Source organism: Veillonella sp. VA141 (genome assembly GCF_003992175.1).
In the GTDB taxonomy this organism is placed as follows: Bacteria; Bacillota; Negativicutes; order Veillonellales; family Veillonellaceae; genus F0422.
Genome location: NZ_RQVM01000007.1, coordinates 116,081 through 132,578, shown reverse-complemented (window position 1 = coordinate 132,578; position 16,498 = coordinate 116,081). Strand labels below are relative to the sequence as shown.

Annotated in this window: 11 protein-coding genes; 7 read left to right on the top strand and 4 right to left on the bottom strand. The window is 43.0% G+C overall.

The annotated features are described in order from the left end of the window. Nucleotides 1-32 precede the first annotated feature (32 nt). From EO112_RS08145 to addA, 5 genes are all read left to right on the top strand, one after another. Entirely contained in the window at nt 33-557 is a 525-nt protein-coding gene (locus EO112_RS08145) for a GNAT family N-acetyltransferase (RefSeq protein ID WP_062401206.1), read from the top strand. 81 nt (nt 558-638) lie between these two features. Continuing rightward, the gene (locus tag EO112_RS08140; protein ID WP_062401208.1) at nt 639-1,139 is read left to right on the top strand and encodes a QueT transporter family protein; all 501 of its coding nucleotides are present in this window, start codon (nt 639-641) and stop codon (nt 1,137-1,139) included. Continuing rightward, entirely contained in the window at nt 1,132-1,629 is a 498-nt protein-coding gene (gene queF, locus EO112_RS08135; protein ID WP_009353151.1) for a preQ(1) synthase, read from the top strand. The genes EO112_RS08140 and queF overlap by 8 nt, the downstream gene beginning before the upstream one ends. 116 nt (nt 1,630-1,745) lie before the next feature. After that, on the top strand, nt 1,746-5,135 hold the full coding sequence (locus EO112_RS08130; RefSeq protein WP_127163863.1) for a PD-(D/E)XK nuclease family protein: 3,390 nt from the start codon (nt 1,746-1,748) through the stop codon (nt 5,133-5,135). Then, nucleotides 5,122-8,976 (top strand): helicase-exonuclease AddAB subunit AddA, encoded by a 3,855-nt coding sequence (gene addA / locus EO112_RS08125; RefSeq protein WP_127163861.1) that lies wholly within the window; start codon nt 5,122-5,124, stop codon nt 8,974-8,976. Before EO112_RS08130 ends, addA begins: the two co-directional genes overlap by 14 nt. Before the next feature lie 294 nt (nt 8,977-9,270). On the opposite strand, the gene EO112_RS08120 is transcribed toward addA, so the two are convergent. After that, nucleotides 9,271-10,695, bottom strand: a complete 1,425-nt coding sequence (locus EO112_RS08120; protein ID WP_127163859.1) for a sodium:alanine symporter family protein — start codon at nt 10,693-10,695, stop codon at nt 9,271-9,273. 269 nt (nt 10,696-10,964) lie between these two features. Here EO112_RS08120 and potE point away from each other — a divergent pair, with 269 nt between their 5' ends. Further along, nucleotides 10,965-12,326: a putrescine-ornithine antiporter gene (gene potE, locus EO112_RS08115; protein WP_127163857.1), complete on the top strand. Its 1,362-nt coding sequence runs from the start codon at nt 10,965-10,967 to the stop codon at nt 12,324-12,326. A 459-nt stretch (nt 12,327-12,785) separates the two neighbouring features. On the opposite strand, the gene mscL is transcribed toward potE, so the two are convergent. Beyond that, nucleotides 12,786-13,232: a large-conductance mechanosensitive channel protein MscL gene (mscL, locus tag EO112_RS08110; protein WP_009353215.1), complete on the bottom strand. Its 447-nt coding sequence runs from the start codon at nt 13,230-13,232 to the stop codon at nt 12,786-12,788. A gap of 178 nt (nt 13,233-13,410) precedes the next feature. Continuing rightward, nucleotides 13,411-14,166, bottom strand: a complete 756-nt coding sequence (locus EO112_RS08105; protein ID WP_009353154.1) for a DeoR/GlpR family DNA-binding transcription regulator — start codon at nt 14,164-14,166, stop codon at nt 13,411-13,413. A gap of 216 nt (nt 14,167-14,382) precedes the next feature. Between EO112_RS08105 and dapF the strand changes: the two genes are divergently transcribed. Then, on the top strand, nt 14,383-15,222 hold the full coding sequence (gene dapF, locus EO112_RS08100; RefSeq protein WP_127163854.1) for a diaminopimelate epimerase: 840 nt from the start codon (nt 14,383-14,385) through the stop codon (nt 15,220-15,222). Nucleotides 15,223-15,308: 86 nt separating this feature from the next. Here the strand turns inward: dapF and EO112_RS08095 are convergent, their stop codons facing one another. Continuing rightward, nucleotides 15,309-16,466, bottom strand: coding sequence for an S-layer homology domain-containing protein (locus EO112_RS08095; protein ID WP_127163852.1), 1,158 nt, complete (start codon nt 16,464-16,466; stop codon nt 15,309-15,311). Nucleotides 16,467-16,498: the final 32 nt, after the last annotated feature.

Sequence of the window (16,498 nt, the reverse complement as noted above, 5' to 3'; positions counted from 1 at the left end):
TTGGTGTACTTTCATCATGAACCGGAGGAACTATGATTATACGAGAAGAGAAAAAGCGTGAATTTTATACGGTCACAGCTCTCGTGCGAGAAGCCTATATCAGTGCAGATCGCAGTACAGGACGAGAATATAAACTAGTGGAAGCCTTGCGTGAGTCTGATGCGTATATTCCTAAGTTATCTTTGGTGTCGATCATCGACAATGCCATTGCAGGGTATGGTATGTTCCTGCGTGGTAAAGTAGGCGATCAAGATGTGCTCATTTTGGGTTTACTGGCGGTGGCGCAGTCTATGCGTGGACACGGCGTAGGGGGAGCTCTTGTCTTAGAGGGCCAACGATTGGCTCGTAAGATGGGATATTCCTACTTGTTCGTGTACGGTAGTAATGTGTACTATCCACGGTTGGGCTATGATTTTGCACATAACTTTGGTGTAGAACCACCAGAAGGGTTGGACCGGGAGCATATGATGTGTATCAAGCTTGATGCCCAAGCAGCACCTTTAGAAGCCGGCACATTGGAATACCCGGAGCTTTTCAAAACCCTAGAAATGTTCTAGGTAGCTACGAGTTATGTCGTAGTAGGTATTAGATAGACAGTTCGAGATCCTCCTGTCTGTAAACAAAACTAAGGAGTTATAATGAAACAATTTAACAACACACAACGATTGACGATTTCTGCCATTTCCATCGCTATGTATTTGGCGCTTATGATCGGTACGCAAGGCTTTGCCTTTGGTCAGTATCAAGTGCGTATTGCTACAGCGCTCTATGGATTGTCAGCTATCTTTCCATTCACCATTCCAGCCTTTAGTATTGCCAACTTTGTAAGTAATACAGTGATGGGTGGTTTTGGTTTAGTGGATTCTATCGGTGGAGCTATCGTAGGTTTATTGACAACAGGTCTAATCGTCCTTGCGAAGCGTCAAGGGTTAGGTAATTGGGTGTTGATTCCTATCATTACCTTTGTACCAGGATTGATTGTACCAATTTGGTTGACCTATTTCTTGCCAGTTCCATACTGGGTATTAGTAAGCTCCCTCGTAGTAGGTCAGTTCGTGTGTGGTGTGGTGAGCTACTTCTTGATCAATGCGTTGGAGAAAGTAGTCTATAAAAATAAGGAGGTTTTAGTTCGTGAGTAGTGGTCGTAATGCAGCAGAATTACAAGGTGTTCATGCTTTAGGTAGCCATACGGACTATCCTACAGATTATGCACCACAGGTGCTAGAAGCATTTCCGAATAAACATCCAGGGAATGACTATTTTGTGAAATTTAATTGTCCAGAGTTTACGAGTCTTTGTCCAATGACGGGGCAACCGGACTTTGCAACGATTTATATTTCCTATGTGCCAGATGAAAAGCTGGTGGAAAGTAAATCTTTAAAATTATATTTATTTAGTTTCCGCAACCATGGAGACTTTCACGAAGATTGTATCAACATCATCATGAAAGACTTAGTGGCATTGATGGAGCCTAAATATATTGAAGTGTGGGGCGAATTTACACCTCGTGGGGGCTTGTCCATTGATCCGTACGCCAATTATGGCAAACCGGGCACCGATTGGGAAGCCACAGCGAAGGAGCGCTTGCACTTTCACGATATGCAACCAAAACGAGTAGCGTACCGTTAATTATATATATACTATTGCCAGGTCAATCGGTTGAGGGACCTGGCAATTTTACTAAGTGCCCTAGACATGATAGGATAGAGATAGATACAACGTGTTGAAAGGAAAAGGAGTTGGACATGCAACCACAGTTATATATTGGCGGAGCTGGTACGGGAAAGACTACGGCTTGTTTCGCAGAGATAGAACGAATTTTACAAGACCATCCAGACCACCAGATTATCGTCCTTGTGCCAGATCCTGCGACGTATATGATGGAACGCAAACTAGCAGAGTTTCGTCAGGAAAAAGGGTTCACCACGGTGCGTGTGGTGGGCATGACACGGCTAGCCTATCAAGTGTATCAATCCTTAGGGAAAGTGAAAGAAGAAGGCCTGTCGGAAATTGGCAAAAAACTAGTCCTTCGGGTCTTGTTAAAGCGATCATCGGGAGAATTAGACTTATTTAAACAAGCGGCGAAGCAACCTCATTTTGGAGATGTTATACAAGGGCTATTGACGGAGTGTAAAGCTTTTGGTGTAACGCCGGAGGATTTGTCAGGTGCTGTGAAACAAGTGGACTCCATGGTGTTGGGCCGTAAATTACAAGAATTATCCTTGTTGTTAGAACGCTATGATACAGCGATGGAAGAGTTAGGCGTCCAAGATTCTATGGAAACATTGATCGACCTATTGCCACAGTCGCCATTGATGAAACAGTGCCATGTCTTTGTGGACGGATTCCATTGGTTTACGCCCTTGCAGTATCGCTTGATTCAACGGTTGTTTTCCCTTAGTGAATCCTGTCATATGACAATCAGTTTGCCATCCTTGGAGGAAGAGGTGCACAGTCGCAAGGGATCTATGTATTTCCGTGTTTGGGAGACCTACCGAGATATGATGACTTGGTATCCAGAGGCAGTAGTGCATGATATGAACACCGTCTATCGAGGGACACCTGTGCTGCAACAATTGAACACACAATTTTTTAAAACACCTATGAAACCGAATACCACCGAAGATTCGTTGACCATGGTAAGTGCCTACAATCGAGAACGGGAAGCTGATGCGATATGTCGTAAGATTTTAGCATATCGTCAAGAAGGGGAACATCGCTGGAAAGACTGTACCATTATATTACGGGACATGGAGTCCTACGGTGATGTACTGGAAAAAGCTTGCATGAATTATGGCATTCCTTTCTTCTCGGATCAACGGAAGATGATGACTAGCCATCCTTTGGCGGAGTTTTTGCAAGGTATCTTCCATGTACATCGCACCTTTTTTGATCATGATGCGGTATTCCGCTTACTGAAAACGGATTTTGCGCCTTTCACACGGGAAGAAGTAGACCGATTAGAAAACTATTGTTTAGAATATGGCATTCAAGGGGCGGCGTGGTTACGAGATGTGTGGACCTATGGTGGCGAGGACGATGAAGAGCGACGAGCTGTGATGCAGGCTTTACATATGCGCGTCCTGGAATATTTGCGTCCAATCTATGATTTCTGTAAACTGTCACATACGGGACAGGAATGGAGTGAGTTCCTATTCCAAACTATGCAAGATTGGCACATTCCAGAGCAATTGAAACATTGGTATGACGAAGCAGAGGACCGTGGGAATGTACAAGAAAGTGCTAGCCATGTACAGCTTTATAAACATGCTATTCAATTGCTAGAGGAATGTGCATCTGTGACGGGCACAGAGGAGTTGAACGCAGAGGAGATGGGTCTTATCATCGAAGAAGGACTCAGTGAAGTGACCTACTCTTTGGTGCCGCCATCGTTGGACCATGTGACGATTACCACCATCGACCGCAGTTATATGACAGATGCGAAGGAAGTCTATGTGCTAGGCCTCAATGAGGGCGTATTTCCTCGTAAAATGGGGGACGAAGGCATTCTGCGTGACCAAGAGCGGACGGCGTTGGCTAAGGTAGGTGTGCAACTAGCGGCGGGTGCCTTAGGGCAAATGTTCAATGAAAATTTCTTATTCTATTTAGCCTGCACTCGTGCTAGCCAAGGACTGCATCTGTCCTATGTCACATCCGATGAAGAAGGGTCTAAAATGGAACCATCTTTGGTAGTGCGCCGTTTACAGCAATATGGGTATGTGAAAACTATCGAAGAAGCACCACTATCTATGCCAGAGGGACGAGAACAGGACTATCTGTGGCGACCATCCCAGAGTTTAGGCCTCTTTTCTAGTCGCATGAGTGCCCTTATGAAAGGAGATCCTATCTCCTCTACTTGGTGGAGTCTTTATAACTGGGGCATAGAAATGGGCTACAGAGGTGAGGTGTTCTTCGCCACACGAGGTATGTTTGATTCCAATACGGTGCCACGCATTGAGCAGTCCATTGTACGAGGGTTGTTGCTACGCAGTGATGCCTTAACGGGGTCCGTCACACGATTGGAACGATATCATCGTTGCCCATACAGTTTCTATGCTCAATATGCCTTACGCTTAGCCCCACGGAAGGTAAAATCCTTTGGAGCTCCTGAAATCGGAACCTTCCTTCACGATACGTTGCGCTATTTAGGGGAGTATCTATTACAACAGGGCCGACAATGGCGTGATTTAACAGAGGAAGAACAAGAATCCTTATGCCATGAAGCAGCAGATGCGGTGATGGGCACAGAAGAGCGAGATGCGTACGAAGCGCAACTGTATACTCGATTAACATCTACCTTATCTGCTACGGTAGCACGTCTCGTAGATTGGTCTAAGAAAAGCGAGTTTTCCACTACAGAAATAGAGCAAAGTTTTGGCATGGGCACATCTAACTGGCGTCCAGTGCGCATCCCATTGGGTAAAAACTATGGCGAAAGTATCGTACTGCGCGGTCAAATAGACCGTGTCGATGAATATCGAGGACCTCTTGGTCATTATGCGGCAGTGATTGACTATAAATCAGGGGGCACTACGGTGCGAGCTGATGAAATTTACTACGGCTTGAAATTGCAATTAATGACCTATCTATTGGCATTGGAAAAGAATACACAAGATAGAATTGGCACGGCGGCTGCCCTCTATACCTATGTACGGAATCCGCAAGTGAAATTGTCTGAAGTAGTGAATCACCGACGGGCAGAGGAAGAAAAATCGGAAGGACAACAGTTGAAAAACAGTGGATACTTTGTAGACGGTGAAGTGTTACAATCCTTAGATGTGACGAGAGCTTACCAAAGTAATTCCCCTTATGTACCGATTGTTCTGAAAAAGGATGGCACTCCGGATAGTCGCACATCCAAGAGTTTGAAGACGATGGAACAATTTGGACTTATGAAGGAATATACAAAGCAAATAATTTCCAACAGTGGTACACAGATGATGGATGGAGAATTTCCTATCAGTCCCTACCAAAAGGATAAACGGCGACCATGTGAATTTTGTGAGTTCCAAGCCTTATGTCGCTTTGATGGAACTCGCAACAGATATCGCTATATTAAGACCATGACGGAAGAGGAAGCATTGGAGAAGATGGAAGCATTACAAACAGGAGGGGCTACCTATGAAATGGACTGATGCGCAACAGAGCGCCATTGATGCGCCTAGACCGGGGCAGTTACCGTCCCAAACGATCTTGGTGTCTGCGGCGGCGGGGTCCGGGAAAACGGCAGTCCTCGTAGAGCGCATGATACAACGTCTAAAACGGCGGGAGCTAAGTATTCAAGAACTGATGGTGGTGACTTTCACAAAAGCGGCAGCCGCAGAGATGAAAGCCCGTATCGGGGTGAAACTAGCGGAAGAGTTTCAAGCTACCGGAGACGAGTATTTAGAAGAACAATTGAATATGTTGCCGTCCGCCCATATCTCTACGTTGCACTCCTTTTGTCAATGGGTGATCCGCAGTTACTTCTATAAACTAGATATAGACCCGTCTTTCACCATCGGCAATGAAGGGGAATTGGCGCTCATGCGCTACGAGGTGCTAGATGCGATTTTGCTGCAGGCCTATGAACAGGGGCTGTATAACATTTACGATGTGAGTGACATGTTCAGCACCGAACGGTCTGATCAGGTCTTGCGGGAGACCGTGTTTCAAATCTACAACTTTGCCTTGGCTCAAAGTCAGCCTATGCGTTGGTTAGATGCCGTATGTGAAACGTATGAAAGTGCCTTGCACCAGACATTGCGAGAAACTACATGGGGCACCCTATTTTGGGAAGAACAACAACGGCAAATTGAGTATCTATTAGAGCGCTATGAAGAGGCACAGCGCTTGGCTACCCTAGGCAATGGGTTCGACAAATGGATGGATAAGGTCAGTGAACTGCAAACACTGTTACAAGCCATGCAAAAGGCAGACACTTGGGATGCTATGCATGTCGGTGTAGTGGGCATTGGGGGATTTAGCTTCCCCGTACTTCGTGCCACGAAGGCCATGAATGAAAGCGATCCAGCTATCTTGAGTGAAATTAAAGCCATCTTGGCAGAAGGGAAAGATATATTGCAAGCCATGCCGAAAGGTGTCTTTGCTATTACGGAAGCAGATTGGCGAGAGCAAATGGAGTACTTAGTGCCGTTGGTACGAGGTATCATCCAGCTGGTGAAACGATTCCATGAGGATTTTCAGCAGGCAAAGCAAGAAGCGGGTATGATCGATTTCTCCGACTTGGAACATCTATGCTTAGCCTTATTAGTAGACCCAGAATTTACAGAAGAACTCAAGCCATCTGAGGTGGCACTGGAGTTACAGGATACATTCAAAGAAGTGATGGTCGATGAATACCAAGATACGAATGGCGTCCAAGAGGCTATCGTGAATTTAGTATCTCGTGGGGACAATCGTTTTTATGTGGGCGATGTGAAACAGTCGATTTATGGATTCCGTATGGCAGATCCGCAGCTATTTATGGAAAAGTACCATCGGTTTGATCACGATGTGAACAGTGTGGAACGGCGTATCGATTTGTCCCAAAATTTCCGTTCCCATGAAGCGATTCTAAATGTAACGAACTTTATATTTTCGCAAATTATGACCGATGAAGGGGCAGGGCTTACCTATGGTGAGGCAGAAGCTCTCCACACAGGTCGCATCGTAGAAGAGGCGCCACCAGAATGGGTAGGTGGTGATGTAGAAGTGCACGTTCTTTGCTGTGATGAAGACAAGGCACAGACAGACCCTGAAGATGGAGAAGACCTAGAGAACGATGAAAAAGAAATGCTCTTTGTGATCCGTAAAATCCAAGAGTTAAAGAACAATGGCGCCATGGTACAAGATAAAGACGGCACCTTCCGGCTCATGGAATGGCGAGACATTGTACTCTTGAAGCGATCTATCTCTGGGTCAGCGAGCCGAATGATCGACCTACTACGGCGAGAGGGCATCCCTGCCTATGCAGAGGAGAAATCCGGCTATTTCAGTGCCATGGAAGTGCAGTTTGTGCTGTCCTTGTTGCAAATCATCGATAATCCAGAGCAGGACTTGCCTATGGCCATCGTTTTGCAATCGCCTCTTATTGGGATGGATGCCAACGATTTAGGACGTCTTCGTCTGTCTGTAGGGGAGAACAGCTTGTGGAGCGGGTTGCGCCCATTTGTAGAAGCTTCCCAGAATGCAGGATGGATTCGCTTTGTGGACTCCATGGACACCTGGCGGACCATGTCTCGCCGTCAAGGCATTACGGACTTAATTTGGCACATCTACGACACCTTGCATGTGGTAGAATACGTGAGCGCCATGCCAAATGGCTTGGTGCGTCGTGGCAATGTGCTGGCCTTGTATGAGCGAGCGAAACAATATGAAAGTGGCAATTACCGTGGCTTATTCCGGTTCTTGCGCTTTATTGAAAGCTTGCAGGCATCCGGAGAAGATTTAAGCGTTGCCAAAACGGTGAGTGAAGCGGACAATGTGGTGCGTATTATGACCATCCACAAAAGTAAGGGCTTAGAGTTCCCCGTGGTGTTTCTCATGGGCACTCAAAAGGGCTTTAACAAGATGGATTTGAACCGATCCTTGCTATTGCACAAGGAATATGGAGTGGGCTTAAAAGGGTACTTCCCAGACTTGCGTGTGATGTATAGCTCTGTGCCATGGATTTTTGTGCGCCAAGCCTTGGAAGAAAATTTGAAAGCCGAAGAGGAGCGTATCCTCTATGTAGCATTAACTCGGCCTAAAGATAAGTTGTATATCACAGGCTATCGAAAGGGGTCTATCAATGGCTCCACGGACCGACCGGCGACGAAGAAAATGGGCGAATGGGTAGCCCCTGTCTTGCAGTGGGGTGAAAGTGCTTTTACAAAAGAACAGATTCTAGGGTGTAATTCCTATTTAGATTGGATTTTGCGGAGTTTAGCTCGCCATGTTGCAGGAGGCACGCAGTTACGTCAATTTGCGGAGGTAGAAAGCCCGCAATTCCCAGATATACCGTACAAAGATTGTCCTGTATCCTTCCACGTTCATGATGGAAATGATTACAGTGTTTCACAGGAAACACCGTCCGTAGAAGTAGATATTCTAGAACAAGTACGTGCCCAATTACCGGTGGAAGCGCCACCATTGGACCCTGTCGTGATAGATCGGTTGACCTCTGTGTATGCTTATGAAAGCTCTACAGAACGGGCGGGAAAAATTTCTGTATCTGAAATCAAACGGCGCTTTGTGGAGCTAGAAGAATTGGCAAAACAGATGATTGAGCCGGACTATAAGCGTGATACAAGTAGTCATGATGATGAGGAAACGACAGAATCTATCATGCCTAATGCGATGGAACATAGAACAACTGGAAGTACTAATGATACAGAAGATTCCTTACTAGGTACATCAGCTGTGGGTGGGGAGAATCTTCAGGTAGAGGATACCTCAGTAGATCTAGGTCCTTTTGATGTAACTTTAGCCTCTATAAGAGAGTCCACACCGATTCGCAGTGGTGCTCGTTGGGGTACCCTCATGCATGAAGTGATGCAGTGGTTGCCGTTGCAATCATATACACGATCATCTTTGCGACAAGCCTTGGATTTGCTAGCATTACAAGGATACTTGACTGATGAGGAACGGAAGGCGATTAGTGAAAAACGGATTTATGATTTCTTTCAGTCTGATCTAGGGCAACGATTGCTAACAGCACAGAGAGTAGAACGAGAGTTGCCATTTAGTATGCTATTTCCGGCGAACCGTGTGTACTCAGAGATGCTAGACGGGGAAGATCTGTTCCTACAAGGTATAATCGATACAGCATTCCTAGAAGAAGGATGTTGGGTGCTAGTTGACTATAAAACAGACCGTCTTGATGAAGCGGCTTTAATAGAGCGCTATCGCATTCAGCTGATGCTGTATAAAGAAGCCTTAGAGCGATTGACACCATACCCTGTGAAAGAGGTGTATATCTATTCCTTCCGATTGGAGCGGGCTATACCTGTATAAAGTGTGGTTGTAATATTCGTAAGAATAGGAATACCGTTGATAGTTTAGGAATATATTTTATATGCCTTGTAATGGTATTAATAAATATGATTACATACAGAGGTGTAATATAATACAAGGGAAATACAAAAATATATTAGATCTACGAAAGAATAGAGGAACGTTGTGTACATAGTGTCAATGTTCCTCTATTTGTATATGGGAAAGATCTTTTGGAGAGATGCCACTTATTACGTCACACTCTCACAACATAGATATAAAAAAAGGGCCCCGAAGGACCCTTTTCGTAGGAGTTTATTCGTTTTCGTGACCTTTATGCCACCAAGTGATACCTTTTTGTGTTGGTAAAATAGCACGATCGAAGATAGGTTCTTCAATACCTTGAGCTTTTTGATTCATGTAGTCTTTCAGTGCAATAAGTACTAATTTACCTAAACGCAAGATAGAGGTAATATTACAAAGCACTAAGAATGCCATGAACAAGTCAGCTAAGTTCCATACAAGATTCAATTCGGCAATACAGCCAACATAGACCATGATGATGACAAGAGCACGGAACAGGTTGATAGCGAATTTGTTATTTTTCGTCATGTGCGCAATATTCACTTCGCCGTAGAAATAGTTGCCGATAATGGAACTATAGGCAAATAAGAATACGAACAATGCGATGACCGCAGGTGCCCAAGAACCTAATTGTTGACCAATGCTGTGTTGCACTAAAGCAATACCTGTTAAATCTGTGTGCACATAGTCTCCAGATACAAGAACGATGAAAGCGGACGCACTACATACAAGTATTGTATCTACAAACACACCAAGAGCCTGAATTAAACCTTGCTTTACTGGATGGGATACATCTGAAGATGCAGATGCATTTGGTACAGAACCTTCACCGGCCTCGTTGGAGAACAAGCCACGTTTGATACCTTGCATCACAGCAGCACCGATGAAACCGCCTGTTGCAGAATCAATTGTGAATGCTTGTGTAAAGATAGCAGAGATAACAGCTGGTAATACAGTAATATTAGCAATGACAATATAGATAGCAATTAATACATATAGACCAGCCATGAAAGGCACTAAAAATTCCGCTGTTTGGGCAATACGTTTGGCACCACCGAAGATAACGAGGGCGGATAAAGCGGCGACTACAAGACCTGTTGTAGAGGAATCAATGTTCCAAGGTTGTACAGCAATAGCGATAGTATTGGCTTGTACAGAGTTGTAGATTAATCCGTAAGTGACACTGATTAAGATGGCGAATAAAATGGATAAGAATGGGCTATTCAAGCCATGGCGAATGTAATAGGATGGACCGCCACGAAAGGAGCCATCAGGTAAGCGCTCTTTGTAGATTTGGCCTAATGTGTTTTCGATGAAACTAGTAGCCGCACCGAGTATAGCGATGAACCACATCCAAAATATAGCACCAGGGCCACCCAATGTAATAGCAATGGCAATACCGGCGATGTTACCAACGCCAACGTGAGAGGCAACACTAATACAGAAAGCTTGGAATGGGGAAATGTGATGATCACCTTTACTTTTTTCTCCAGCACCAGATTTTAAGATTCGTAACATTTCTGGAATTTCACGAATTTGCACAAAACGAGTGGCAAAGGTGAACCAAATACCAGCAATAATGAGGAGTGCGATAATGATGTTATTCCAGAGGAACCCGTTCACATCGCCCAGGAGTTGAATGATTTGTTCTTGCATAAGGACATCCTTTCTTTACATATGCACATAGATATATTCTATAGTATATCATAGGAAGATAGGGAAATGATAGAAAGTTATAACCATACTAGAAAAATTATAAAAAAACATCTATCCATGAGGGGTAAAAGGTGTTACAATGAATCGATAAATGAATGAAATTGCGTTACTACATCCGAACCCATTCCGTACGGACTAGTGATGCTAGCGGTTTTGACGACACGGATACTTGAAATGACTCAAGTGATGTATGGAAAGGGGATTGATACATGAAAACCACCGCTAAAAAAATGTCTGTATTCCAACTGACATCCATCGTTGCAGCCAATATGTTGGGTGCTGGAATTATTATGCTACCGTCTCAACTAGCACAGGTAGGCACTATTTCTATCCTATCATGGATTATTACGGTACTAGGGTCCTTGACCTTAGCTTATATTTTTGCCCAATGTGGTTTATTTACAAAGAAAGCTGGCGGCTTAGGAGGCTATGTGGAATATGCCTTCGGTAGGACGGGTCATTTTATGGCGAACTACTCCTATGCAGTATCCTTGGTCATTGCCAATGTAGCTATCGCCATATCCATTGTAGGGTATGGAGCCGTGTTATTTGACGTGCCGCTTTCACCATTAGAAGTGAGTTTAGCAACCATCGTGTTGCTCATGGTGGCAGCCCTAATCAATGTGCGTGGCAATAAGAGCACAGGGCGCATTAGTAACATTACCATTTGGGGAACGATGTTGCCAGTCTTGTTTATTGGCGTGTTTGGTTGGTTTTGGTTCGATCCAGAGATGTTTGTGTCTGTTTGGAACCCACAAGAACTGCCCGTATTTGATGCGGTCAGTCAGTCCATTTCCCTCACATTGTGGGGCTTTTTAGGCTTTGAATCGGCGGCAGCCAATGCAGATGCCGTAGAAAATCCTAAGAAGAATGTACCTATAGCGACATTTTTTGGCACTTTGGCAGTAGCCGTGGTTTATATTGTATCCACAAATATTATGGCGGGCATCATTCCTAACATCGAGTTAGTGAATTCCACCGCTCCTTTCGGTCTAGTATTTGCTTACATGTTCAATGGCACAGTAGGTAAAATCGTGATGGCGCTCATGGCAGTGTCCTGTTTCGGGGCCATCATGGGATGGCAATTTACCTTGAGCCGTGTGTTTAAAAGCTGTGCAGAAGCGGGATTCTTTCCCAAGGTATTTGCTCGTGTGAATCGTGTAGATTCCCCTGTGCGCGGTATTATTATTCTCTTGGCGTTGCAAGGTATCTTGGCGTTGATGACTACCGATGAAAGTTTGAATGAACAGTTTGCGCAGCTCGTTAACTTAGCGGTAGTGACAAATGTATTCCCTTACATTCTTTGCTGCGTGGCAGTGAATAAAATGTTATCCATTGAGGGCGCTACCATGGGATTGCGCCGGCTTATCTATGTGATGAGCGCCGTAGCCATTGCCTACGATAGCTATGCGATCTATGCCTGTGGCGAAGTGCCTATCCAAGGGGGCTTGGCGGTGATTATCTTTGGTTATGCAGCGTACCAAGCGGCATTCCATTGGAGACCTCGTCTAGTAAAAGTGGTGGGTAAACATCCAGCGTATAAAAAAATAAAATCAGAGTATACATTATAAGAGTATAAATACATAGAGGAAAGTTGATGCGTTGTAATCAGCTTTCCTCTATTGTAGTTAGGTCTATTTTGTTATAGATTTTTTATAGTTAGAAGGAGTGACAAGGTATTCCTAATCGAGACAGAATCAAGATGATAATTGTTTTATATATTACCTAGATTCTATGTGTGTATAGCACTGGTAGTAACCGTTTTAATAAGGCAGAGAACCCTTTATATTAAGGGGGTTGTTAGCCTTTGCGAAATGAATATTTTAAAACTTGATTTTAAATATCTAGTTATGCTATATTTGAAAAGCAATATACATAATAAAAGTATATGCTAGGTTTGTTGTGATCATGCATTATGCATTTCACATAATACTAATTATAGGTAAAGGACTGACACTTGTGTCAGTCCTTTACTATTAGCATTATGTAACTCTAAAATTCAAAAATCTAAAAGCTAGTATGTATTGAATTTAACATTCTTTGATAGTTAATTCAGCTGTACAATGTGGACAGCGTGTTGCATCGTCAGCAATAGCTTCACGGCAATAGTCACATTTACGGATTTCCACCGGTGCTTCTGCAGGTGTAAATCGTTTAATTTGGCTGATGATAGCGAAAATACAAAAAGCAATGATAAGGAATTCAAAGACTGTATTTAAGAACATACCATAAGCCAAGACAGGGATACCAGCCGCTTTAGCTTCTGCTAAAGTCGCTGGAGCAGTACCAGTAGTTAAAGGGATGAATAGATTAGAAAAGTCCACTCCGCCTAATAATAATCCGATAGGAGGCATAACCACATCGTTTACTAAAGAAGTAACAATTTTACCGAAAGCGGCGCCAATGATAACGCCGACTGCTAAGTCTACTACATTGCCGCGCATGGCAAAGTCTTTAAAATCTTTCAAAAAGCTCATACTAATCTCCATTTCAAAATTCATACAATAAAAAGTATACCATACATTATAATAGAAATATATCGAAAAAGCTAGATGTAATCATGTACATGAAATAGTTGGATACACGACCTTGTATAGATTGTAAAAAAGCTGTCATACCGTTAGACGTTTAGGTCTAGGGATGGCAGCTTTTATATTAACGATGATGATCAACTTCTTGAATGTTTGCATAGTTCCGATATAATTCATTGGGTAATTTAGTAGTAATAATAGACGCCTTATCAATGGTGGCAAAAGTAACAGATGAAATGCGATCAAATTTAGATGGATCTGCTAAGACAAAGGCATTGTGACATTTATGTAATGCTTTTTCTTTCACAGCAGCATCGAGAGGATCTTCTGTGGTAAAGCCAGATTTATAACTTATACCATGAGCACCAAAGAAGCCTTGTGTAAAGTTATAGGAATCTAATTGATTAAGAGCTACACTACCGACAATAGATGATGAAATAGGATTTACAGTGCCACCTAATAAGATGACTTTCATATGCCGCGATGCTAAATGGGTAGCATGATGAATGCCATTAGTCACAAAGGTAGCATTGGTGTGCGGTACATAATGTAACACCATTTCAGTGGTACTACCAGCATCAATGAAGATAAAACCAGAGGAACTGATTAATTCAGAGGCAGCTAAGGCAATAGATTCTTTTGCATCGCGATACATAACGGATTTCGGGATTATATCTATATCCGTTGTGGTATGGTCAATGGTGAGGCTGGCAGCGCCACCGTGGACCTTTTGCAATAAACCTTTACTGTGGAGATAGGCTAAATCTCTGCGTATTGTAGGCGCTGAAGAAGATAAGGCTGTCACCAATTCGTGTACAGTGACCACCCGGTTTTGTTTCAAGCGTCGTAGAATCGCAGAATAACGTTCTTCAGGAAGCATAGTAAAATCACCTCCAATTTATGATTAACCTAATACTGCTTAGGAAAACGTACCTATTATTTTTCCTATATTCATGGTAATATAAATGGCAAATAAATTATAGTAGTCAATGATGGATTTCATCAAAATGTATAAAAGCAAAGGCTATATTTTGCGATAAATTAATAATCCGCTCTGTGCGGACAGGAATTGTATAATACAGATGAGGAGATACGTATGAAAATAACAAAAATGCACGGTTTAGGAAATGATTTTATCGTTTTTTTTGATGATGGTACATTACAATTTGATGTGACGGACATGGCACAACGTCTATGTGATCGTCATACGGGTATCGGAGCAGATGGTCTGGTCATTGTTATGCCTTCTGAGGTGGCAGATGTGCGCATGCGCATTATCAATTCTGATGGCAGTGAGGCTGAAATGTGTGGCAATGGCATTCGCTGTTTTGCAAAATATGCCTACGACCGTAAGATCATTGATAAAGAAGTATTCACAGTAGAAACCCTAGCAGGTATTATGACACCTACCATTATCGCAGACAATGGTGTGGCTAAATTGGTGAAAGTCAATATGGGTAAACCTACATTTTCTGCGAAGGACATTCCTATGGACATAGAATCAGACAAAGTCATAGACTATACTATTGATGTAGACGGCACATCCTATGTGGTGAGTTCTGTACTGTTAGGGGTACCGCATACAGAAGTATTTGTAGAGGATGTAACAGCAGTTCCATTGACAGTATTAGGACCAAAGATAGAAAAGCATCCACTTTTTCCAAAAGGAACAAATGTGAACTTTGTGCAAGTGGTGGACGAGAAAACTGTGAAAGTCCGTACTTGGGAGCGTGGTGCAGGGGCTACATTGGCTTGCGGTACAGGTTCTTGCTCTAGCGCTGTTATGGCTCATGAAAAAGGGTTAACTAGTCGATCTGTAGATGTGGAGTTATACCTAGGTGTTTTACATGTAGATTATGACGAAGATGGCACAGTATATATGACAGGACCTACTACAGAAGTGTTTAGCTTGGAGTTGGAGGATGTCACTTGCTAGATGGGAACTAGCAATAGAATACGCTTCCAATACAAAAGAGGAAAGTTGATTAAGTGGAGTCAACTTTCCTCTTTTTGTATGAGTTATTATGAATTAGTTTTTAGCTGAACTTTCTTTCCAAACTTTTTTACAAATGCTGTCTGTGTCGTAGCATCTAATTTGTCTACGGTTAGAATTAAGCCATCTACATTCGGTGTTGGTGTTACAGCTAGGATGGTGCCATGGGGCTCCAATTGACGATACAAGTAAGCGGCATCGGTTTGTAAATTGTCAAAGTCACCTAAGCTATAACTACCAGTAGTAATGATGTGATTATCTAAGAAGTGCTTGTCTTTAATATAGGCGGTTTCTGCAGTGATAGCTTTCACATCGCTAGAAGATGTAAAGGAAATGACTAATTTACCATCACGCCAGAACATAGCGCCACGATGGTGGAAGTCGTAATTCTCGCCGAATGTTTTCTTGATCAGAGCGCGTGCCGTTTCTTCCATTTGTTGTTGCTGAATTGTGTGCTGAATGGCAGTAGCTTCTTTAGAGAAAAGTAAACGATATGTAATTTCTGCAGCTTCACCACGAGTGATATATTTTTCTGGATTGAATAAGCCTTTTGTACTGTAATTGATGAATCCCCATAAAGCTAGTTCACGTACTGATGATTGAGCCCAAGGAGCGATAAATTTCTGATCACTAAAGTAGATGGTATCGAGAGCTGTTGGATCTTCAGTACGATATCCTTGGTAGTGTAAAAACTTATCAGCAACCACGGCAAATTCTTGGCGAGACATATATTGTTCTGGACGATACGTATTGTCACCATAACCGCTGATAATATTAGCTCTTGCTACACTTTCAATAGCTAGAGAAGACCAACGGTCGGAAGTGATGTCTGAAAATGAACTAGCTAACATAATAGATGGAGTTTCTCCAATCATATTGCTAAATAAAGAGGCAGCTTCCTCACGAGATAGTGGGTCATTGGGTTTGAATGTGCCATTGCGATATCCACTCATTATACCTTCTTTTGTCATTTTAGTAATTGATTCATAAGCCCAAAAGTTACTAGGTACATCAGTAAATCGATATTTTTGTACTCGATCAAAGGTAGAAATCGTATTTGGTTGAGAATATGTAAATGTGTTAGGTGTGGTTACCATAGTGCTTGTAGATAGTGAGTTGCTAGTTTGTGCTTGTAATAATACTACAGGCAATGCAGTTAGCAATAGTGCAGAATAAATGCGTTTCATGGTGTGCCTCCGAATTAGGAAACTAAAAATGT

What these genes read in the sequence shown, in the direction of transcription:
- EO112_RS08095 (WP_127163852.1), bottom strand. Translation starts at nt 16,466, where the DNA reads ATGAAACGCATTTATTCTGCACTATTGCTAACTGCATTGCCTGTAGTA.
- EO112_RS08105 (WP_009353154.1), bottom strand. Translation starts at nt 14,166, where the DNA reads ATGCTTCCTGAAGAACGTTATTCTGCGATTCTACGACGCTTGAAACAA.
- EO112_RS08145 (WP_062401206.1), top strand. Translation starts at nt 33, where the DNA reads ATGATTATACGAGAAGAGAAAAAGCGTGAATTTTATACGGTCACAGCT.
- dapF (WP_127163854.1), top strand. Translation starts at nt 14,383, where the DNA reads ATGAAAATAACAAAAATGCACGGTTTAGGAAATGATTTTATCGTTTTT.
- mscL (WP_009353215.1), bottom strand. Translation starts at nt 13,232, where the DNA reads ATGAGCTTTTTGAAAGATTTTAAAGACTTTGCCATGCGCGGCAATGTA.
- addA (WP_127163861.1), top strand. Translation starts at nt 5,122, where the DNA reads ATGAAATGGACTGATGCGCAACAGAGCGCCATTGATGCGCCTAGACCG.
- EO112_RS08140 (WP_062401208.1), top strand. Translation starts at nt 639, where the DNA reads ATGAAACAATTTAACAACACACAACGATTGACGATTTCTGCCATTTCC.
- potE (WP_127163857.1), top strand. Translation starts at nt 10,965, where the DNA reads ATGAAAACCACCGCTAAAAAAATGTCTGTATTCCAACTGACATCCATC.
- EO112_RS08120 (WP_127163859.1), bottom strand. Translation starts at nt 10,695, where the DNA reads ATGCAAGAACAAATCATTCAACTCCTGGGCGATGTGAACGGGTTCCTC.
- EO112_RS08130 (WP_127163863.1), top strand. Translation starts at nt 1,746, where the DNA reads ATGCAACCACAGTTATATATTGGCGGAGCTGGTACGGGAAAGACTACG.